17 protein-coding genes are annotated in these 19,393 nt (G+C 70.7%); 10 read left to right on the forward strand and 7 right to left on the reverse strand.

Annotated elements, in window-relative coordinates; genetic code table 11:
• The first annotated feature begins 14 nt into the window (after positions 1-14).
• The 4 genes from panB (at position 15) to pgi (ending at position 3,677) form a co-directional block, all read left to right on the forward strand.
• The gene (gene panB, locus MWN52_RS07695; protein WP_130534101.1) at positions 15-827 is read left to right on the forward strand and encodes a 3-methyl-2-oxobutanoate hydroxymethyltransferase; all 813 of its coding nucleotides are present in this window, start codon (positions 15-17) and stop codon (positions 825-827) included.
• A gap of 44 nt (positions 828-871) precedes the next feature.
• A complete protein-coding gene (gene panC / locus MWN52_RS07700) occupies positions 872-1,714 on the forward strand; it encodes a pantoate--beta-alanine ligase (protein ID WP_286577334.1) in 843 nt (280 codons plus the stop codon).
• A gap of 80 nt (positions 1,715-1,794) precedes the next feature.
• Positions 1,795-2,175 carry an aspartate 1-decarboxylase gene (gene panD / locus MWN52_RS07705; RefSeq protein ID WP_130518939.1) on the forward strand — a complete coding sequence of 127 codons (381 nt, stop codon included), beginning with the start codon at positions 1,795-1,797 and terminating at the stop codon, positions 2,173-2,175.
• The gene (gene pgi / locus MWN52_RS07710; RefSeq protein ID WP_286577335.1) at positions 2,175-3,677 is read left to right on the forward strand and encodes a glucose-6-phosphate isomerase; all 1,503 of its coding nucleotides are present in this window, start codon (positions 2,175-2,177) and stop codon (positions 3,675-3,677) included. The genes panD and pgi overlap by 1 nt, the downstream gene beginning before the upstream one ends.
• Positions 3,678-3,883: 206 nt before the next feature.
• On the opposite strand, the gene queG is transcribed toward pgi, so the two are convergent.
• Complete coding sequence (queG, locus tag MWN52_RS07715; RefSeq protein ID WP_286577336.1) at positions 3,884-4,954, reverse strand: tRNA epoxyqueuosine(34) reductase QueG; 1,071 nt, start codon at positions 4,952-4,954, stop codon at positions 3,884-3,886.
• 25 nt (positions 4,955-4,979) lie between these two features.
• On the opposite strand from queG, the gene MWN52_RS07720 reads away from it, so the two are divergent.
• The 6 genes from MWN52_RS07720 to MWN52_RS07745 all read left to right on the forward strand — a co-directional run bounded on the left by MWN52_RS07720 (position 4,980) and on the right by MWN52_RS07745 (position 12,403).
• Positions 4,980-6,467, forward strand: a complete 1,488-nt coding sequence (locus tag MWN52_RS07720; protein ID WP_286577337.1) for an NAD(P)H-hydrate dehydratase — start codon at positions 4,980-4,982, stop codon at positions 6,465-6,467.
• A complete protein-coding gene (tsaE, locus tag MWN52_RS07725; RefSeq protein WP_425608093.1) occupies positions 6,467-6,922 on the forward strand; it encodes a tRNA (adenosine(37)-N6)-threonylcarbamoyltransferase complex ATPase subunit type 1 TsaE in 456 nt (151 codons plus the stop codon). Before MWN52_RS07720 ends, tsaE begins: the two co-directional genes overlap by 1 nt.
• Positions 6,923-7,022: 100 nt before the next feature.
• A complete protein-coding gene (locus tag MWN52_RS07730) occupies positions 7,023-8,603 on the forward strand; it encodes an N-acetylmuramoyl-L-alanine amidase (RefSeq protein ID WP_286577338.1) in 1,581 nt (526 codons plus the stop codon).
• Positions 8,604-8,700: 97 nt separating this feature from the next.
• A complete protein-coding gene (mutL, locus tag MWN52_RS07735) occupies positions 8,701-10,536 on the forward strand; it encodes a DNA mismatch repair endonuclease MutL (protein WP_286577339.1) in 1,836 nt (611 codons plus the stop codon).
• Positions 10,537-10,544: 8 nt separating this feature from the next.
• Positions 10,545-11,495, forward strand: coding sequence for a DUF1684 domain-containing protein (locus tag MWN52_RS07740; protein ID WP_286577340.1), 951 nt, complete (start codon positions 10,545-10,547; stop codon positions 11,493-11,495).
• Complete coding sequence (locus MWN52_RS07745) at positions 11,495-12,403, forward strand: TraB/GumN family protein (RefSeq protein ID WP_286577341.1); 909 nt, start codon at positions 11,495-11,497, stop codon at positions 12,401-12,403. Before MWN52_RS07740 ends, MWN52_RS07745 begins: the two co-directional genes overlap by 1 nt.
• 29 nt (positions 12,404-12,432) lie before the next feature.
• On the opposite strand, the gene rnfB is transcribed toward MWN52_RS07745, so the two are convergent.
• The 6 genes from rnfB to MWN52_RS07775 all read right to left on the reverse strand — a co-directional run bounded on the left by rnfB (position 12,433) and on the right by MWN52_RS07775 (position 19,148).
• The gene (gene rnfB, locus MWN52_RS07750; protein WP_130529583.1) at positions 12,433-12,852 is read right to left on the reverse strand and encodes an Rnf electron transport complex subunit RnfB; all 420 of its coding nucleotides are present in this window, start codon (positions 12,850-12,852) and stop codon (positions 12,433-12,435) included.
• A 37-nt stretch (positions 12,853-12,889) separates the two neighbouring features.
• On the reverse strand, positions 12,890-13,480 hold the full coding sequence (locus MWN52_RS07755) for an HAD-IB family hydrolase (RefSeq protein ID WP_286577343.1): 591 nt from the start codon (positions 13,478-13,480) through the stop codon (positions 12,890-12,892).
• A 21-nt stretch (positions 13,481-13,501) separates the two neighbouring features.
• Positions 13,502-14,749 (reverse strand): arsenic transporter, encoded by a 1,248-nt coding sequence (locus MWN52_RS07760; protein WP_130522194.1) that lies wholly within the window; start codon positions 14,747-14,749, stop codon positions 13,502-13,504.
• Positions 14,746-15,984: an MFS transporter gene (locus MWN52_RS07765; RefSeq protein ID WP_286577344.1), complete on the reverse strand. Its 1,239-nt coding sequence runs from the start codon at positions 15,982-15,984 to the stop codon at positions 14,746-14,748. The genes MWN52_RS07760 and MWN52_RS07765 overlap by 4 nt, the downstream gene beginning before the upstream one ends.
• An 83-nt stretch (positions 15,985-16,067) precedes the next feature.
• Positions 16,068-18,146, reverse strand: a complete 2,079-nt coding sequence (gene metG / locus MWN52_RS07770; protein ID WP_286577346.1) for a methionine--tRNA ligase — start codon at positions 18,144-18,146, stop codon at positions 16,068-16,070.
• 561 nt (positions 18,147-18,707) lie between these two features.
• Positions 18,708-19,148: a DUF2147 domain-containing protein gene (locus tag MWN52_RS07775; protein ID WP_130522197.1), complete on the reverse strand. Its 441-nt coding sequence runs from the start codon at positions 19,146-19,148 to the stop codon at positions 18,708-18,710.
• Between the last annotated feature and the right edge of the window lie 245 nt (positions 19,149-19,393).

Below are 19,393 nucleotides of genomic sequence, written 5' to 3' on the forward strand. Positions count from 1 at the left end.
GATAATGATCGGCTATGAGTACGCACGCCGACAGCAAGCCCTGGACCGTTCCCGCCCTGCGCCAGGCCAAGCAGGCCGGGCAGAAGCTGGTGATGCTGACCTGCTACGACTACGGCTTCGCCCGCACGCTCGACGCGGCGGGCGTGGACTTGGTGCTGATCGGCGACTCGCTGGGCATGGTGGTGCAGGGGCATGACTCGACCCTGCCGGTGACCGTGGAGGACATGGTCTACCACACGCGCATCGTCGCCCGCGGGCTGCAGCGCGCGCTGCTGGTGTCCGACCTGTCCTTCCAGTCCGATGCCACGCCAGAGCGCGCGCTCGAGGCGGCCACGCGCCTGCTGCAGGCCGGCGCGGAGATGGTCAAGCTGGAAGGCGCCGGCCACAAGCTGGAGGTCATCGCCTTCCTGAGCGAGCGCGATATCCCGGTGTGCTCGCACCTGGGGCTGACGCCGCAGTCGGTACTGTCCTTCGGCGGCTACAAGGTGCAGGGGCGCGAGGACGCCGCGGCCGAGAAGCTGCTGGCCGATGCCATCGCGGTGGCCCAGGCCGGCGCCAGCCTGCTGGTGCTCGAATGCGTGCCCTCCACGCTGGCCGCGCGCATCACCGCGGCGGTGGACATCCCGACCATCGGCATCGGCGCCGGCGCGCAGTGCGACGGCCAGGTGCTGGTGCTGCACGACCTGCTGGGCCTGGAGATGGGCCACCGCCGGCCGAAGTTCGTCAAGGATTTCCTGGAGCAGGGCGGCTCGATCGCCGGCGCGGTGCGCGCCTATGCCGACGCCGTGCGCGCAGGCCACTTTCCCGATGCCGCCCATGCGTACTGACGCACGTCCGACCCCATCGACTCCGACGCGCGGGTAGGGCGCATATGATCGAAACCATCACTGAACTCGACGCGCTGCGCGCACGCGTGGCCGGCTGGAAGCGCCAGGGCCTGAAGGTGGGCTTCGTGCCGACCATGGGCAACCTGCACGCCGGGCACTACTCGCTGGTGATGCTGGCGCGCCAGTATGCCGACCGCGTGGTGTCCAGCGTGTTCGTCAACCCGACCCAGTTCGGCCCCAACGAGGACTACACGCGCTATCCGCGCACGCCCGATGCGGATACCACCGGGCTGGAAGGCGCCGGCTGCGACGTGCTGTGGCTGCCCACGGTCGAGTCGATGTATCCGTTCGGCATCGAGCTGGCCGCCAAGGTCCACGTGCCCGGGGTCAGCGGGGTGCTGGAAGGCGAGTGCCGGCCCGGCCACTTCGACGGTGTGTGCACGGTGGTCAGCCGCCTGTTCAACCAGGTCACCCCGGACCTGGCCGCCTTCGGCAAGAAGGACTACCAACAGCTGGCGGTGATCCGGCAGATGGTCACCGACCTGGCCTTCCCGGTGGAGATCCTGGGCGGCAGCATCGTGCGCGAGGCCGACGGCCTGGCGATGAGCTCGCGCAACCAGTACCTTTCCGACGAGCAGCGCCCCATCGCGGCCGAGATCCGCCGCACCCTGCTGCAGATGCGCGACGACCTGACCGCCGGCGCCCCGCGCGCCGAGGTCGAACAGGCCGCCGCCGCCCGCCTGGCGCAGGTCGGCTACGTGGTGGACTACACCGTGGTGCGCCGCCCGGACCTATCCGAGCCGGCCGACGGCGAGACGGGCCCCAAGGTGGCGCTGATCGCCGCCCGCCTGGGCACCACCCGGCTGATCGACAACCTGGAATTCTGAAAGTCGCGCAGGTTGGCCGATCGGACACGCCGCGCGCTGCTAGACTCGCCGGCCTGCTTTCCTGTCGCTGTCCTACGCCGATGCACCTGAGCCTGCTCAAGACCAAGATCCACCGCGCCACCGTCACCCATTCCGAGCTGAACTACGAAGGCTCGATCGCCATCGACGGCGACCTGCTCGACGCCAGCGGCATCCGCGAGTTCGAGCAGGTGCACATCTGGGACGTCACCAACGGTGCGCGTTTCAGCACCTATGCCCTGCGCGCCGACGAAGGCAGCGGCATCATCTCGCTCAATGGCGGCGCCGCGCGCCATGTGCAGGTGGGCGACATCATCATCATCGCCGCCTTTGCGAGCATGTCCGAAGCCGAGGCCGACGCGTTCAAGCCCACGCTGATCTACGTGGACGGGCAGAACCGCATCACCCACACCAACCAATCGATTCCCAAGCAGGCCGCCTGATGACGAACTTCGACGCGTTGCAGTCCCACGCCAACCGCCTGCGCGGCACCCGCGCGCCGGATTTGCTGGAACAGGATCCTGCTCGCGCGTCGGAGCTGGCGCTGCGGGTGGGGCCGGTGTACGCCAGCTTCGCCCGCCAGGGCTATGACCGCCAGGCGCTGGAGGCGCTGCATGCGCTGGCCTCGGACCTCGATCTCAAGGCGGCCTACCAGCGCCTGTTCCGCGGCGAGATCGTCAATCCGACCGAGGGCCGCTCGGCCCTGCACACCGCGCTGCGCAGCAACCTGACCGACGCCAAGGTCGCCCAGGACGCCTATGCCGAGGCGGCCGGCGTGCGCGAGCGCATGGGCAAGCTGGTGGCCGAGCTGGAGGCCAGCGAGGTCACCGACATCGTCAGCGTCGGCATCGGCGGCTCGGATCTGGGGCCGCGCCACGTGTCCAATGCGCTGCGCCCGCTGCAGCCGAAGCTGCGCGTGCACTTCCTGTCCAACGTCGACGGCGCCGCGGCGCAGCGCGTGCTGGCCGGCCTGAATCCGGCGACCACCGCCGCGATCCTGATCTCCAAGACCTTCGGCACCCAGGAGACGCTGCTCAACGGCAAGATCCTGGCCGACTGGCTGGGCGGCAGCGAGCGCCTGTACGCGGTCAGCGCCAATCCCGAGCGCGCCGCCAAGACCTTCGACATCCCCGATGCGCGCGTGCTGCCGATGTGGGACTGGGTGGGCGGGCGGTACTCGCTATGGTCGGCGGTGGGCTTCCCGATCGCCCTGGCGATTGGCTTCGACAACTTCTGCGCGCTGCTCGACGGTGCCGCGCTGATGGACCAGCACGTGCTGGAGACCCCGGCCGAGTCCAACCTGGCCATCCGCCACGCGCTGACCGCCATCTGGAACCGCAACGTGCTCGGCCACGCCGCGCACGGCGTGATGACCTACGACCAGCGCCTGGCGCTGCTGCCCAACTATCTGCAGCAGCTGGTGATGGAGAGCCTGGGCAAGTCGGTGCGCATCGACGGCACGCCGGTGGACTGCGAGACCGTGCCGGTGTGGTGGGGCGGGGCGGGCACCGATGTGCAGCACAGCTTCTTCCAGGCACTGCACCAGGGCACGCAGATCGTGCCCCTGGATTTCGTCGGCACCATCCACAACGACGACCCCTACGCCGAGAACCACATCGCGCTGCTGTCCAATCTGCTGGCGCAGTCCGAGGCGCTGGCCAACGGCCAGTCCAGCGACGACCCGCACCGCAGCTACGCCGGCGGGCGGCCGAGCACGATGATCCTGCTCGACGCGCTCACCCCGCAGTCGCTGGGCGCGCTGATCGCCATGTACGAGCACAGCGTGTACGCGCAGTCGCTGGCCTGGGGCATCAACGCCTTCGACCAGTTCGGCGTGGAGCTGGGCAAGCAACTGGCCAACGGCCTGCTGCCGGCGCTCAAGGGCCAGGCCCAGGCCGACGACCCGGTCACCCAGGCGCTGCTGGAGCAGATCCGCACGCGCTGAAAAGCGAAGGTAGGTTTCTGCGCATATGTAGAGCGGAGCTTGCTCCGCTGAGGCTTTACATGCGCCCTGTCCGAAGAGCAGCGGAGCGAGCTCCGCTCTACACAATGCGGCTTGTCCGAAGAGCAGCGGAGCAAGCTCCGCTCTGCACAATGCGGCTTGTTCGAAGAGCAGCGGAGCAAGCTCCGCTCTACCGGCTTCCGACGCCTTCAGGCGCCGTGCTGTGCCAAGGCCCAGCCGACATGCTCGCGCACCAGCGCGGAAGGCGCGTCGCGGCGCGAGGCCAGAGCGGCGAGGATCTCCGGCGTGGTCGGCGCATTGCCCAGGGCCACGGCGATGTTGCGCAGCCAGCGCTCGTGTCCGCTGCGGCGGATCGCCGAGCCTTCGGTGCGGCGCAGGAACTCGTCCTCGTCCCAGGCGAACAGCTGCGGCAGCGTGGCCGTATCCAGGTCGTTGCGCGCGCGGAAGTCCGGCTCGTCGGTGCGCTTGGCGAACTTGTTCCAGGGGCAGACCAACTGGCAGTCGTCGCAGCCGAAGACGCGGTTGCCGATCGGCTTGCGTAATTCGATCGGAATCGCACCCTCGTGCTCGATGGTCAGATAGGCGATGCAGCGCCGCGCGTCGAGCCGGTGCGGGGCGACGATCGCCTGGGTGGGGCAGACCTCGATGCAGCGCACGCAGGTGCCGCAGTGCGCGCTGGCCGGCGCGTCGATGGGCAGCGGGATGTCGACGTAGATCTCACCGAGGAAGAACCACGAGCCGCCCTGCTTGTCGATCAGGCAGGTGTGCTTGCCGATCCAGCCAAGCCCGGCGTTGCGCGCCAGCGCGCGCTCGAGCACCGGCGCCGAATCGACGAAGACGCGATGGCCGAACGCGCCCACTTCCTCCTGCAGCTTCAGCGCCAGCTTCTGCAGGCGGTTGCGCATGAGCTTGTGGTAGTCGCGCCCCAGTGCGTAGCGCGCCACATAGGCGCGCGTGCCATCGCCCAGCGTGGTCCAGGCTTCGTCGCTGTCGTTGCGCCCGTAGTCCAGGCCGACCGAGATCACGCGCAGGGTGCCGGGAATCAGCTCGGCGGGCCGCGCGCGCAGCTGGCCGTGGCGCGCCATCCAGTCCATCGAGCCGTACAGGCCTTCGGCCAGCCAGCTGCGCAGGTGGTCTTCGTCCTGGCCCAGCTCGATGCCGGCGATGCCGCAGCGCTGGAAACCGGCCGCGCGCGCCAGCGCACGGATCCGCGCGGCCAGCGCGTGCGGATCGGGCGATGTCGCAGACGAAGCAGTCATGGACGCAAGTATAGAATCGCGCGCCATGACGGCCCTTCTCCCCTTGTTCGGCACCGCCGCGGCGCGTGCCCTGGACCAGCAAGCCAGCGCGCGCCTGGCAGGCGGCGCCTTCGCGCTGATGCAGCAGGCGGGGCAGGGCGCGTGGCGGGTGCTGGAACGCGACTGGCCCCGCGCCGAGCGCATCACGGTGGTGTGCGGGCCGGGCAACAACGGCGGCGATGGCTACGTGCTGGCCCTGTGCGCGCTGCGCGCGCGGCGGCAGGTGGTGGTGCTGCATCTGGAGGACCACACACCGCGCACCGACCTGGCCCAGCGCTCATGCACCGATTACATCGCCGCCGGCGGACAGGTGGCCCTGTTCCCTGAGCAGTTCCCGCCGGCCGATGTGGTGGTCGACGCGCTGTTCGGCATCGGCCTGGCGCGCGCCCCGGAGGGGCAGGCGCAAGCGCTGATCGAGGCGATCAATGCGCAGCCTGCGCCGGTGTTCGCGCTCGATGTGCCCAGCGGCATCGATGCGGGGCAGGGGACCGCGCCGGGCGCGGCGGTGCGCGCGCGGCGCACGCTGCAGTTCATCGTGCGCCACCACGGGCTGCACACCGGCGCCGGGCTCGAACATGCCGGCGAACTGCTGCTCGATCCGCTCGAGGTCCCTGACGAATTGATGCGCATGACCGCCCCCAAGGCGCAGCTGCTGCAGGCCGAGCATCTGGCGAGCTGGCTCAGGCCGCGCCGCCTGGACACGCACAAGGGCGAGAACGGCCGCGTGCTGTGCATCGGCGGCGATCTGGGCCACGGCGGTTCGATCATGATGACCACCGAGGCCGCGCTGCGCAGCGGTGCGGGCCTGGTCACGGTGGCCACGCGCCAGGCGCATGTCGGCGCGCTGCTGACGCGGCGCCCGGAGGCGATGGTGCACGCGGTGGAATCCGGCAGCGATCTGCAGCCGCTGCTCGAGGCGGCCGACGTCATCGCCATCGGCCCCGGGCTGGGCCAGGGCGACTGGGGCCGCGCGCTGCTGCGGCCGGCGCTGGAAGCCGGCAAGCCGCTGGTGCTCGACGCCGACGCGCTCAATCTGATCGCGCAGCCGCCGCGTGCGCTGGGCGACGCCATCCTGACCCCGCATCCGGGCGAAGCCGGGCGCCTGCTCGGGCGTTCCACCGCCGAGGTCCAGGCCGACCGGTTCGGCGCGGCGGCCGAGCTGGCGGCGCGCTGGCAGGCCACGGTCGTGCTCAAGGGCGCCGGCACGCTGATCGCGCAGGACGGCCAGCTGCCGCGCGTGATCACCACCGGCAATCCGGGCATGGCCACTGGCGGGATGGGCGATGTCCTGACCGGCGTGATCGCCGGGCTGCGCGGGCAACGGCTGGATGCGTTCGCCGCGGCCAGCGCGGGTGCGCTGCTGCACGGGCTGGCCGGCGACGCGGCCGCCGCGCAGCGCGGCCAGCGCGGCCTGCTGGCCAGCGATCTGTTCGACTGCCTGCCGACGCTGGCCAATCCGCAGGGGGCCGGCTGATGCGGCTGCACCTGGCGCAGGTCGAGGACACCGCGCGGCTGGGGAGCGCGCTGGCGTCCACCCGCCCGCCGCAGGCGGCCGTGCATCTGCATGGCGACCTGGGCGCCGGCAAGTCCACCCTGGCGCGCGCGCTGCTGCGCGGGCTGGGCGTGACCGGTTCGGTGCGCAGCCCCACCTACACGCTGATCGAGCGTTACCCCATCGACGGCGGCGAGGCCTGGCACCTGGACCTGTATCGGCTGGGCGATGCCAGCGAGCTGGATTTCCTCGGCCTGGACGAGGCCGTGGCCACGCTGTGGCTGATCGAATGGCCGGAAAAGGGCCGCGGCGGGCTGCCGCGCGCGGACCTGGAGATCTTCCTGGAGATCTCCGCCCAGGGGCGCGACGCGCGCCTGGTGGCGGGGACCGAGACCGGACAGGCCTGGCTGGCCCGTCTGGCGGAAATCGTCAGTTAGGGGCGACTTATGCCGGGCGAGGCGAGAAAGCTTCGGCAGGTCACGGATTATTAAGGGAAAAGGGGTTGCCTTTACGCTTGGGCAGTGCTTGAATCGCCGCATGCCGAAGGGGATGACCGCATTTGCGATCGCATGGGGGGGCGCCGCGCTTCTGGCCAGCGTCGTGCCTGCTGCCCATGCCGGCGAAGTGCGCGCCATCGACCTGGTCAACGGCCCGACCGGCACCCGCGCCGAGATCCAGCTGCAGGGCGCGGGCAGCTACAAGACCATTTCCCTGGCCAATCCCAACCGTCTGGTCGTCGACCTGCCGGCCTCCACCGCGCTGAAATCCCTCAAGCTGCCCGCGCCCAGTGGCGTGGTCACCGCCGTGCGCACCGGGCAGCCGGTGCCAGGCACGTTCCGCGTGGTGTTCGACCTGGCCGGGCCGATCACGGCCGTCAATCCGCATATGGAAGGCGCCGGCGCGCTGTCGCGGCTGGTGATCGAGTGGCCCGGCGACGGCCCGGCGACCGCCAGTGCTCCCGCGCCCACGCCCAGCGCGACGGCGGCCGCCGTGCCGGCCAGCGTCGCCGCCGCGCAGGCCACCTCCGCGCTGGTCGCCCAGGCCACGCGCCCGATGTCCGCCGCGCCGACGCCCGTCGTCCAGGCGCCGGTGACCACGCCCGTACCGTCGGCGCCTTCGCCGCAGCAGCAGGCGCCCGCCACGCCGGCGTCCAGCACGCTGTCGCCGGCGGCGATCCTGGCCGGCCAGCCCGTGCCCGGCGTCGTGGTGCCCACGCCGGCCGCGACGAACGTGCCGGAGACCATCGCGCCCGGCGTGACCATCGCCACCGGTCGCCCGGCGCCGGTCGAACCCAAGTCCGTCGTCGCCGACGCCCCGGCCCCGGTGCTGCCGCAGCCCAAGCTGGCCATGCGCGCCGGCATGCGCCCGCTGGTGATCGCCATCGATGCCGGCCACGGCGGCCAGGACTCCGGCGCCATCGGCCCGACCGGCAAGTACGAGAAGAACGTCACCCTGGCGATCGCCCGCCAGCTGGCCCGGCAGATCGACGCCACGCCCGGCCTGAAGTCCTACCTCACCCGCGACGGCGACTACTTCATCCCGCTCAACCAGCGCGCCGTCAAAGCGCGCGCGGCGCATGCGGACATGTTCATTTCCATCCACGCCGACGCCGCCGAGAACCGCAGCGCCAGCGGCTCGTCGGTCTATGTGCTCTCGCTCAAGGGCGCGACCTCGCAGCGCGCGCGCTGGCTGGCCGACAAGGAAAACGCCTCGGACCTGATCGGCGGCGTCAAGCTGCAGACCGTGGACAGCACGCTGGGCTCGGTCTTGATCGACCTGGCGCAGAGCGGCCACATGAAGGCCTCCGAGAACGCCGCCGGCCACGTGCTGGCCGGGCTGAAGGACGTGGGCAACGCGCACAAGGCCACGCTGGAAAAGGCCAACTTCGCCGTGCTGCGCACCTCGGACATGCCGGCGATGCTGGTGGAGACGGCCTTCATCTCCAACTACACCGAAGAGAAGCAGCTGACCGATCCGGCCTTCCAGGCCCAGATCGCCGGCGCGATCCTGCAGGGTGTGGAGACCTATTTCAGCCGCGAGCCGCCGCCGGGCACGCTGTTCGCTGCGCGCGCGCAGTCCGCTGCGGCAGGCGGCAGTTCGAGCGGCGGGGCGCCTTGAGGCGGGAGTGAGTGGGGCGCGGTGAGGCGTGGGCAAAGCAAGCGCGGTTCGGTGATTTAGACTGACCGCGGATTTCTTTCGCGCTCATTCCTCGCCCGTGCCCATTCGCCAGCTTCCCGACACCCTGATCAACCAGATCGCCGCCGGCGAGGTGGTCGAACGGCCTGCCTCGGTCGTCAAGGAGCTGGTCGAGAACGCGCTGGACGCCGGCGCGCAGCGGGTGGACATCGACCTGGAGGAAGGCGGCATCCGCCTGATCCGCATCCGCGACGATGGCGGCGGCATCGCGCCGGAGGAACTGCCGCTGGCCGTCTCGCGCCATGCCACCAGCAAGATCGCCTCGCTGGACGATCTGGAGACCGTGGCCACGCTCGGCTTCCGCGGCGAGGCGCTGCCCTCGATCGCCTCGGTCAGCCGCTTCAGCCTCAGCTCGCGGCGCGCGCACGATGCGCACGGCGCCTGCCTGCAGGTGGACGGCGGGCGCGTGGGCGAGGTGACACCGCGCCAGCATGCGCAGGGCACCACGGTCGAGGTGCGCGAGCTGTTCTACAACGTGCCGGCGCGGCGCAAGTTCCTGCGCGCCGAGCGTACCGAGCTGGGTCACATCGAGGAGTGGCTGCGTTCGCTGGCGCTGGCGCGCCCGGACGTGGAGCTGCGCGTATCGCACAACGGCCGGCCGTCGCGCCGCTACAAGGGCGGCGGTCAGCTGGAGCCCAGCCTGCGCCTGCACGAGACGTTGGGCGAGGAATTCGCCCGGTACGCGCTGCGCATCGATCACAGCGGCGCCGGCCTGCGCCTGCACGGCTGGATCGCGCAGCCGGCGTATTCGCGCGCCAGCGCCGACCAGCAATACCTCTACGTCAACGGCCGCGCGGTGCGCGACCGCAACATCGCCCATGCGGTGAAGCTGGCCTACCAGGACGTGATGTATCACGGCCGCCAGCCGGCGTACGTGCTGTTCCTGGAGCTGGATCCGGCGCGGGTGGACGTCAACGTGCATCCGGCCAAGCACGAAGTGCGCTTCCGCGAATCGCGGATGATCCATGACTTCGTCTTCAGCACCCTGCAGGAGGCGCTGGCCGGCACGCGCGCGGGCGTGGCCGCCGAAGGCGCCGGCGAGATGGCCGCCGTGCCGATGCCGATGGCGCAGGCCGCCTACGGCGCCCCCGCGCTGGCAGCGGGGCAGGTGCCGCAGCACCTGCAATGGACCGGCGCGCAGCAGTCGCCGCTGGGGCTGCGCGTGGCCGATGCGCCGGGGGCCTATGCGGCGCTGTACAGCAGCCCGTCGATCCGCAGCCCGCAGCCGGGTCCGGCGATGCCGCTGCCCGCCAACGACGCGCAGGACGTCATTCCTCCGCTGGGCTATGCGATCGCCCAGCTGCACGGCATCTACATCCTGGCCGAGAACGCCGACGGCCTGATCGTGGTGGACATGCACGCCGCGCACGAGCGCATCGGCTACGAGCGCCTGAAGACCGCGCACGACGGCATCGGCCTGACCGCCCAGCCGCTGCTGGTGCCGATGACGCTGGCGGTGGCCGAACGCGAGGCCGACGTGGCCGAGCGCGAGGCCGCCACCCTGACCGAGCTGGGGTTCGATGTGACCCGCAGCGGCCCGCAGAGCCTGAGCGTGCGCAGCGTGCCGGCCCTGCTGGCCCATGCCGAACCCGGCGCGCTGCTGCGCGACGTGCTGGCCGACCTGCGCGAACACGGCCAGAGCCGGCGCGTGGCCGCCGCGCGCGACGAGCTGCTGTCGACCATGGCCTGCCACGGCGCGGTCCGCGCCAACCGCAGGCTCACGATCCCGGAAATGAATGCCCTGCTGCGCGACATGGAGATCACCGAGCGCTCGGGGCAGTGCAACCACGGACGCCCGACTTGGGCGCATTTCAATCTGGCCGAGATCGACAAATGGTTCCTGCGCGGGCGTTGAGGCAGTCGATGGGCAAGACCGGGGCGCTTTTCGGATGTCTGGCGCTGGCGTCGTTGCTGACGGCCTGCAGCGACCGCGCGGGGGCGCCGCAGGCCGGTCCGGCGGTGACCTCCGACACCACCTTCCTGGCCGACAACGCGATCTGGCGCACCGAGCGCCGCCAGGCGCTGCTGGCGCCCGACGGCTGGACCAGCCTGGTCGGGCTGCACTGGCTCACGCTCAAGGCGCATTACATCGGCCGCAGCGAGGCCAGCGGCATCAAGCTGGAAGTCGGTCCGCCCAAGCTGGGCCTGGTCCAGGTGGACGGCGACAAGGTGTTCTTCACCCCCGAGCGTGGCGTGGCGGTGACCGCCGACGGCCAGCCGCTGAAAGGGCGCATCCGCCTGGTCGACGATCAGTCCGGGCCGGCGACGGTGATCGGCTTCGACGACGGCGCCGACCGGATGACCCTGATCCACCGCGGCCCGCGCTACGGCCTGCGCATCAAGAGCGCCAACGCGCCGGCGCGGGTGGGCTTCACCGAACTCGAGTACTGGACGCCCGATCCGGCCTGGCGCATCGAGGGCAGGTTCGTGCCGGGCCCGGCCGGCGCCACGCTGACCTATGCCGACATGGTCGGCAACACCATCGCCGCGCCCAGTCCGGGCAAGGTGGAGTTCGAACGCGACGGCAAGCGCTATGCGCTCACGGCGATGGAAGGCGACAACGGCGGGCTGTTCCTGGTGCTGGCCGACCGCACCAGCGGGCATGGCTCGTATCCGGCCGGCCGCTTCATCGACACCGACGCGCCCGACGCGCAGGGCCGGGTGGTGGTGGACTTCAACCGCGCCTACAACCCGCCCTGCGTGTTCACCGTCTATGCGACCTGTCCGCTGCCGCCGGCGGAGAACCGGCTGGATCTGCTGGTCGATGCCGGCGAGAAGATGTACAACGGACCGGTCGGCGGCGGCGCGCACTGATGTCGGCGCTGCGCCGCCTCCTGCTGGCCGCGCTGCTGCTGGCCGTGGCCGCACCGGCCTGGGCCGCGCCGCCCGTGCCGCTGCTGTGGAAGGTCAGCAAGGGCGAGCACACCCTGTACCTGCTGGGCTCGTTCCACCTGCTCACCGCGCAGGACTATCCGCTCTCGCCGGACGTGGATGCGGCCTTCGCCGATGCCGAACAGGTGGTGCTGGAACTCTCAGGCGATGAGCTGCAATCGCCGGCGCTGGGCCAGGCGATGCTGGCCGCCGCGCAGCTGCCCGCCGGACAGACCCTGCAGCAGCGCATCGATGCCAAGACCTGGGCGAAGCTGCAGGCCTATGCGCAGGCGCATAACCTGCCGATCGACCTGTTCGCGCATCTGGAACCGTGGCTGGTGGCGACCACCCTCAGCGTGCAGGAAATGACCGCGCAGGGACTGGATCCGCAGCTGGGCCTGGACCTGCACTTCATCCAGCTGGCCCGCCAGGCCGGCAAGCCGGTCAGCGGGCTGGAGCGCGGGCAGGATCAGGTCGCCATGCTCGATGGCATGAGCGCGGAGGAACAGCGCCAGTACCTGGCCGAGACCCTGGACGATGCCGGCGCCACGGGCGAGCGCGAAGCCCAGCGCCTGCATGCCGCCTGGCGCGCCGGCGACGTGCAGACGCTGCGCGATGGACTGGCCGCGGACATGAAGCGCGAGTACCCCGCGCTGTACCAGCGCATCAACGTGGCGCGCAACGACGCCTGGCTGCCCAAGCTCGAGGCGCGTCTGCAGGGTCCGGGCGGAGACGACACGCTGTTGGTGGTCGGCGCGCTGCACCTGCTCGGGCCCGACGGCGTGGTCGAGAAGCTGCGCGCCAAGGGTTATGCCGTGGAGCGCATCTGCAGCGCGTGCGCCGCGCACTGAGGCAGCCCGGACGGGTTCGGCGCGCGGCTTTAAGCCGCCGGCTCCATCACGATGCAGTCCACCGGACACGGCGGCACGCACAGCGCGCAGCCGGTGCACAGGTCCTCCAGCACGGTATGCATGAACTTGGCTCCGCCGACGATGGCATCGACCGGGCAGGCCTGGATGCACTTGGTGCAGCCGATGCAGTCGGCCTCGACGATCAGCGCCACGCGCGGCGGCAGATGCGCACCGCGGCTGCGATCGAACGGCTGCGCCGGCACGCCCAGCACCTGCGCCAGCGCCCGCGCACCTGCATCGCCGCCGGGTGGGCAGCGCTCGACCCCGGCCTCGCCGCGCGCCATCGCCTGCGCGTAGGGGCGACAGCCGTCGAACCCGCACTGCCCGCACTGGGTCTGCGGCAGCAGGCGGTCGAGGCGTTCGACGAGGGAAGGGGAAAGATCGGTCATGCGTGGCGGTCGGGCTGCGCGGGGGTGTGCGGATCGGTCAGGAGCAGGGCCGGCCGCGATACCAGCGTGCGTGGGCCAGGGCGAGCATTGGCTTGTCTTCGCCGCTGTCGCCGTAGGCGTGGATGCGTTCGAAGCTGGCCATATCGTACTCGGCCGTGATGCGCGCCACCTTGTGCCGGCCCACATCGCGCCCGGCATAGCGGCCGGTGCAGCGGCCATCGACGCGCTCGAGCGCATTGCAGATCAGCGCCACGCCCTGGGCCTGGCACCACGGGCGCAGGTAAGCATCGAGCGAGGCGGAGACCACGACCACGGTATGGCCGCGCGCCAGGTGCTGGTCGAAGCGCTGATACATGTCCGCCCGCAACACGCCGGGCAGCACATCGCGCGCGTAGTGTTCGCCGGCTGCCAGCACCTCGTCATGCGCCTGTCCTTCGAACGCGATGCGGGTCACGCGCGCGCGCAGCGCGCCGGCCGACAGCAGCCGCGCTCGGTAGGCCAGCAGCCACGGCGCGATGTTCCAGCGCGCCCGCGCCAGCTGCTCGGGCGTGGCGATGCGGCGCAGGAACCCGGCGTAGGTGTCCTGCGTGGTCAGCGTGTGGTCGAAGTCGAACAGCGCCAGCTGCATCGGATGGCCCGGTCGCCGTCTTCAGCCCAGCGCCAGCCGCAGCGCGATCGCCGCGGCCAGCGCAGGCAGGGTCACCACCAGGCCCAGGCGCAGGAACTGGAAGAAGCCGACGTGCTCGCCCTCGCGGCGCAGGATCGACAGCCACAGCAGCGTCGCCAGCGAACCGCTCACGGCGATGTTGGGCCCCAGGTCCACCGCGATCAGTGCGGCGTCGCGCACCACTTCCGGCGGCGCGGCCTGGGCCAGCGTGGCGCTGGTCAGCAGCCCCACCGGCAGATTGTTGGCGACGTTGCCCGCCACCGTCGTGGCGGCGGCCACCACCCAGGTGGCCTGGACCGTGCCGGCCTGCAACTGGTCGCGCAGCAGGCCCGCCAGGGTCGCGACCAGGCCGGTCTGGCGCAGCGCCTCGACCAGCACGAACAGCCCGGCCACCAGCGGCAGCACGCCCCAGTTCACGCCGGCCAGCACCGGCCACGGCGCGCTGCGTCCGCGCAGCGAGACGGTCAGCACGGCCAGCGCCGCCATCACCGCGGTCGGCCAGCCCAGCGACCAGTCCTGCCACGAGGCCAGCATCAGCACCAGCGCGGTCGCGGCCAAGGCAAACAGCGTCAGCCGGGCGTGGGCGTTGATCGGCGCCAGCGGCACTTCGGTGGACACCGCGCCGGCCAGCGCGCGCCGCTGGCTCCAGGCCAGCACCGCATAGGTCAGCAAGATGGCCGCCAGCGACGGCAGCCCGAACCGCGCCAGCCACTGCGGCAGGGGCGGCATGTGCGTGCCGAACATTACCAGGTTGGCCGGGTTGGAGATCGGCAGCACGAAGCTGGCCGCGTTGGCGACGAAGGCGCAGGCGAACAGCAGCGGCAGCATCGGCGCACGCGCCTTGCGCGCCACCGCGATCACCGCCGGGGTCAGCACCACGGCGGTGGCATCGTTGGACAGGAAGGTGGTCACCACCACGCCGGTGGCGAACACCAGCGCGAACAGGCGCCGCCCCGAGCCGCGCGCATGTTGCGCGGCCAGCTGCGCGACCCAGTCGAACAGGCCTTCGCGGCGGGCCAGCTCGGACAGCAGCAGCATGCCGGCCAGGAACAGATACACGTCCAGGCCTTCGCCCACCGCATGGCCCACGCCCGCCCAGGGCAGGGCGCCGGACAGCGCCACGACCAGCGCGCCGGCCACGGCGTAGACCCATTCGGGCAGGCGCCCCGGGCGCGTCACCACGCACACCACCGTCGCCGCTGTCGTGGCCCACACCAGCCAGGGCGTCATGCGATCGCGTCTCGCACAGCGGCCCGCCGGCCGTGCAGCAGCCAGGGGACCAGGGACAGCACGGCCACGCTGCCGAGCGCGAGGAAGGCGATGCGATAGCTCCAGTGCTGCGCGACCCAGCCGCCCAGCGCCGGGCTGAGCGAGGCGCCCACGCCCTGCAACGTCATCACCAGGCCCTGCGCGGCGTTGGTGCGCCCGGTGCCGTGCATCAGGCTGGCGACCGTGGCCGGCACCGCCACGCTCTGCAGGCCGGCGCCGATGCCGTCCAGCGCCTGCACCGGCAGCACGCCCCAGAGCGAGCCCAGCGTGCCGGCGGCGACCAGTCCACGCAGCGGCAGGGCGACGAAGGTCAACAGCAACACCCACCAATGCCCATAGCGCGGCAGCAACCGCATCGCCGCCAGCGCGGCCAGCACCATCACCAGCTGCGCGATGATCACGGTGGCGGCGGTGAACACCGCCGGATTGGCCGCATGCGTGGCCACCGCGGCCTGTCCGTACAGCGGCAGCATGGCCGCATTACCGAGGTGGAAGAACAGCAGGGCCATGCCGAGCAACAGCAGCGGGCGCTGCCGCAGCAGATCGCGCCAGCGCACCGCCTGCGCGGGCGGCGCCGTGTCGCTGCCCGGCTCGCTGCCGCGCGCGGCCTGGTGGTCGATCTGGCGCGGGTCGATCCGCCACAGGCTGGCGGTGGCGAGCAGGGCGAAGCCGCCCAGCAGCGCGAACACCGCCACCAGCCCGAACTTCCAGCCCAGATAGCCGGCCGCGGCGGCCGCCACGACGTTGCCGGCATGATTCGCCACCTGGTTGCGGGCCATCTGCCGCTCGAACCCGGCCTGCCGCACTAGGCCCAGCGTCAGTCCGGTCAGCGCCGGGCCGATGATCGCCCCGCACAGGCCGCTGGCCACCTGCGAGGCGACCACCACCGGGAAGGCGTGCGAGGCCAGCACCAGGCAACTGCTCGCCACCGTCAGCAGGCAGGCGAGCGCCACGACCGCGCGCTTGCGCCGGGTCGCGTCCACCAGCGCACCGGCCGGGACGGTGCCGAGCAGGCCGGCGATGCCGCCGGCGGTCATCGCCAGGCCGATGGCGCCGGCCTGCCAGCCGACCGACTGCAGCTGGACGCCCAGGAACGGGCCGAGCCCGTCCTGCACATCGGCGACGAAGAAGTTCAGCCCGGTCAGGGCGCGGCGGGAGCGCGGACTGGCGTCGGGAGTCGGAGGCGCTGGGGACATGGACGCAGGGCGCGATGTGCTCGGCCGACTGTACGCGGTTTGCGTCCGGCCGAGATGTGAAGGAACGTGCCGCTGTGTGGCGGTCAGCGCACCGGCATGCCGGGCTGCGCGCCCGCGTCGGCATCCAGCAGCGCCAGCGCGCCGCCGTCGAAGCCGGCCGACAGGATCATTCCCTCGCTGATGCCGAAGCGCATCTTGCGCGGCGCCAGGTTGGCGATGAACACCACGCTGCGGCCGACCAGCTTGTCCGGCTCGCCGTAGCTGGCGCGGATGCCGGAGAAGATCTGCCGCGTGCCCAGTTCGCCGGCATCGAGTTCGAAGCGCAGCAGCTTGTCCGAGCCCTCGACGAACGTGCAGGCGGTCACCTTGCCGATGCGCAGGTCGAGCTTGGCGAAGTCGTCGATGCTGATGAGGCCGGGATTAGGGATTGGGGATTGGGGATTAGTGGGCGCCTTTGTTTCGGTTTTGGCGGGCGCGGGCTTGGTCGCGGCGGGTGCTGCTGGCGCGGCGGCCAGAGTGTCTTTCGAGGCGTCGGTCATGGCGTCGATGCGCTTGGGGTCGATTCGGGTGAACAGCGGGGTGTAGGGCTGGATGACGTGCGCGGTCAGCGGCTGGGCCAGTTCCTCCCAGCCCAGCACCGGCGCGGACAGGAAGGCCTCGGCCTCGGCCGCGGTGCGCGGCAGCACCGGCTTGAGGCCGGCGGCCAGCACGCGGAACAGGTTCAGCCCCTGCGTGCAGACCGACTGCAGCTGGGCATCGGCGTCCTCCTGCTTGGCGATGACCCAGGGCTTGGTCTCGTCGACGTACTTGTTGGCCTCGTCGGCCAGCGCCATCACCTGACGGATCGCCGCGGCCGGGTCGTTGCGTTCGTAGGCCTCACGGACCGGACCCAGCGCCTCGATGAAGCGCTGATACTGCGCCGCGTCCGGCAGCGCATCGGCCAGCCGGCCCTCGAAGCGCTTGTTGATGAAGCCGGCGCAGCGGCTGGCCAGGTTGACGAACTTGCCGACCAGGTCGGCGTTGACCCGCGAGACGAAGTCGCCCAGGTTGAGGTCCAGGTCGTCCACGCCGCCGGAGGACTTGGCCGCGAAGTAGTAGCGCAGCGCCTCCGGCTCCAGGCCGACGTCCAGGTAGGTGCGCGCCATGATGAAGGTGCCGCGCGACTTGGACATCTTGGCGCCATCGACGGTCAGGTAGCCGTTGACGTGCAGGCGCGTGGGCGCGCGATGGCCGGTACCGTGCAGCACCGCCGGCCAGAACAGGCCGTGGAAGTTGACGATGTCCTTGCCAATGAAGTGGTGCAGCTCGGTCTGGGTACCGGCGGCCAGGTGCGGCGCGAAGTCCTCACCCAGGCGCGCGCACAGGTTCTGGAAGCTGGACAGGTAGCCGATCGGCGCGTCCAGCCAGACGTAGAAGTACTTGCCCGGCTGGCCGGGGATCTGGAAGCCGAAGTAGGGCGCATCGCGCGAGATGTCCCACGCGCGCAGCCCGCCTTCGGCATCCAGCCATTCGCGCAGCTTGGCCTTGACGCCGGGCAGGGCGACATCGCCGGCCAGCCACTCGCGCAGGAAGCCGTCGAAGTGGCCGACCTCGAAGAAGAAATGCTCCGAGTCGCGCAGCTCCGGCGTGGCGCCGGAGATCACCGACTTGGGTTCCTTCAGATCGGTCGGCGAGTAGGTGGCGCCGCAGACCTCGCAGTTGTCGCCATACTGGTCCGGGCTGCCGCAGTTGGGGCAGATGCCCTTGATGTAGCGGTCCGGCAGGAACATGCCCTTGGCCGGGTCGTAGAACTGGGCGACGTTGCGCCGGCTGATGTGGCCGGCCTGTTCCAGCGCCACGTAGAACTGCTCCGTCAGCGCGCGGTTGGCGTCGCTGTTGGTCGAGTCGTAGTGGTCGAAGGCCACGCCGAAGGCGGCGAAGTCGCGCTCGTGGCTGGCCTGGATGTTGGCGATGAAGGCCTCGGGCGTGACCCCGGCCTTCTCGGCCGCCAGCATGATCGGCGTGCCATGGGTGTCGTCGGCGCAGACGTAGAAGACGTTATCGCCGCGCATGCGCCGCGCCCGCACCCAGATGTCGGCCTGGATGTAGCCCACCAGGTGGCCCAGGTGCAGGGGGCCGTTGGCGTAGGGCAGGGCGTTGGAGACGAGCGCGGTGCGGGTCATGGCGATGGCGGACCAGAGGGGTCGGCGATTATCGCATGGCCGTCCGGTGGGGCTTTGGACTGCGGAAGGGGGGCTGCTTTCGATCCCGGTCCCCGATCCGGTTCCCTGATCCAGGGACCGCGGGCGCTTTAGGGGGCGTGGCTTCGGAAGGGCAGTGGGCCGGCGGGCGGTGGCCGCTTGTCCCTCAATCAGGGCATCCTGCCCTGATTCGGGCGCTCGGCTTCCTGCCTCGCTCGGCGCGGCCACCGCCCGCCGGCCCACTGCCGCGCGCGTTGAGCTAATCGACTCCGGGTCGAAGATCCTGATCCATCTGTAGCGATGTCCAGGCCAGCTCGGCGCTACCCAGAGCTGCCTAACAGCGCCCGCAGCGACAAGCCAGTGATGGATGGCGGATTCACCGGAAAAGCCGCGGTCAGCCGGGTCAAGGCCAGGGAATGACGTTCGCTCATCGATCCCGCACGCATGTCATCGACGGATCGATCTCCGCACGCTGGAGAAGCGCCACAAAAAAGCCCGGCGCGAGGCCGGGCTGGTCGGGTGTTCGCCAAGGCGCGACTGGCGCTACTCGCGCAGCCAGGTCTGCGCGCGGCAGATGAAGGCGATGCAGCCGGAGACGTCCAGCTTCTTGCCGCCCGGCTGCAGCTCCATCTTGGACTTGTAGGTCTTGCCGTTGGCCGGGTCGAGGATGGTGCCGCCGGCCCACTCGTTGGCGCCGTCGGGCTTGAGGTCCCACAGGATGGTCATGCCCTTGATCGGCTTGTTCTTGCGCTCGCCCGAGCAGCCGTCGCAGACCGGGTTGGGGCCCTTGTCCGACTTGAGGATTTCCACGACTTTGCCGGTCAGGCTGCCGTTGGCCGCCTCGCTGATCTCGACGATGGATTTCACTTCGCCGGTCTTGTCGTCGATGGTCTTCCAGCGTCCCACCGCCCCGTCGGCCGCCATCGCGCTGGACGCGGCGCCGGCCAGCACGGCCAGGGACAACATCAGGATCGTCTTGTGCATCGCTCCCCTCCCAGGGATGTGGTCTTGCGCCCTTATACCGTACTGCGGCGTGTGGTGGGAGCAGGTGGGTTCTTGTGTCGTCATATGTCGGGTGTGACAACAAAGTCATCTGCTGACCGTGGTGTCCCCGCACGTAGGTAGGACAAGGCGTTCGCAACCCCCGTTCATCACGCAGAAGCGCACTTTTACGCACTTGTAATTTTTGTCAGCTTGCGACAAATAAAACGCAGGTTAATCTCCAGTCA

Source organism: Pseudoxanthomonas winnipegensis (assembly GCF_030322905.1).
GTDB classification, from domain to species: Bacteria; Pseudomonadota; Gammaproteobacteria; order Xanthomonadales; family Xanthomonadaceae; genus Pseudoxanthomonas_A; species Pseudoxanthomonas_A winnipegensis.

What these genes read in the sequence shown, in the direction of transcription:
- rnfB (WP_130529583.1), bottom strand. Translation starts at nt 12,852, where the DNA reads ATGACCGATCTTTCCCCTTCCCTCGTCGAACGCCTCGACCGCCTGCTG.
- MWN52_RS07760 (WP_130522194.1), bottom strand. Translation starts at nt 14,749, where the DNA reads ATGACGCCCTGGCTGGTGTGGGCCACGACAGCGGCGACGGTGGTGTGC.
- MWN52_RS07740 (WP_286577340.1), top strand. Translation starts at nt 10,545, where the DNA reads ATGGGCAAGACCGGGGCGCTTTTCGGATGTCTGGCGCTGGCGTCGTTG.
- MWN52_RS07755 (WP_286577343.1), bottom strand. Translation starts at nt 13,480, where the DNA reads ATGCAGCTGGCGCTGTTCGACTTCGACCACACGCTGACCACGCAGGAC.
- queG (WP_286577336.1), bottom strand. Translation starts at nt 4,954, where the DNA reads ATGACTGCTTCGTCTGCGACATCGCCCGATCCGCACGCGCTGGCCGCG.
- pgi (WP_286577335.1), top strand. Translation starts at nt 2,175, where the DNA reads ATGACGAACTTCGACGCGTTGCAGTCCCACGCCAACCGCCTGCGCGGC.
- tsaE (WP_425608093.1), top strand. Translation starts at nt 6,467, where the DNA reads ATGCGGCTGCACCTGGCGCAGGTCGAGGACACCGCGCGGCTGGGGAGC.
- panD (WP_130518939.1), top strand. Translation starts at nt 1,795, where the DNA reads ATGCACCTGAGCCTGCTCAAGACCAAGATCCACCGCGCCACCGTCACC.
- panB (WP_130534101.1), top strand. Translation starts at nt 15, where the DNA reads ATGAGTACGCACGCCGACAGCAAGCCCTGGACCGTTCCCGCCCTGCGC.
- MWN52_RS07730 (WP_286577338.1), top strand. Translation starts at nt 7,023, where the DNA reads ATGCCGAAGGGGATGACCGCATTTGCGATCGCATGGGGGGGCGCCGCG.
- MWN52_RS07765 (WP_286577344.1), bottom strand. Translation starts at nt 15,984, where the DNA reads ATGTCCCCAGCGCCTCCGACTCCCGACGCCAGTCCGCGCTCCCGCCGC.
- MWN52_RS07720 (WP_286577337.1), top strand. Translation starts at nt 4,980, where the DNA reads ATGACGGCCCTTCTCCCCTTGTTCGGCACCGCCGCGGCGCGTGCCCTG.
- MWN52_RS07775 (WP_130522197.1), bottom strand. Translation starts at nt 19,148, where the DNA reads ATGCACAAGACGATCCTGATGTTGTCCCTGGCCGTGCTGGCCGGCGCC.
- metG (WP_286577346.1), bottom strand. Translation starts at nt 18,146, where the DNA reads ATGACCCGCACCGCGCTCGTCTCCAACGCCCTGCCCTACGCCAACGGC.
- panC (WP_286577334.1), top strand. Translation starts at nt 872, where the DNA reads ATGATCGAAACCATCACTGAACTCGACGCGCTGCGCGCACGCGTGGCC.
- MWN52_RS07745 (WP_286577341.1), top strand. Translation starts at nt 11,495, where the DNA reads ATGTCGGCGCTGCGCCGCCTCCTGCTGGCCGCGCTGCTGCTGGCCGTG.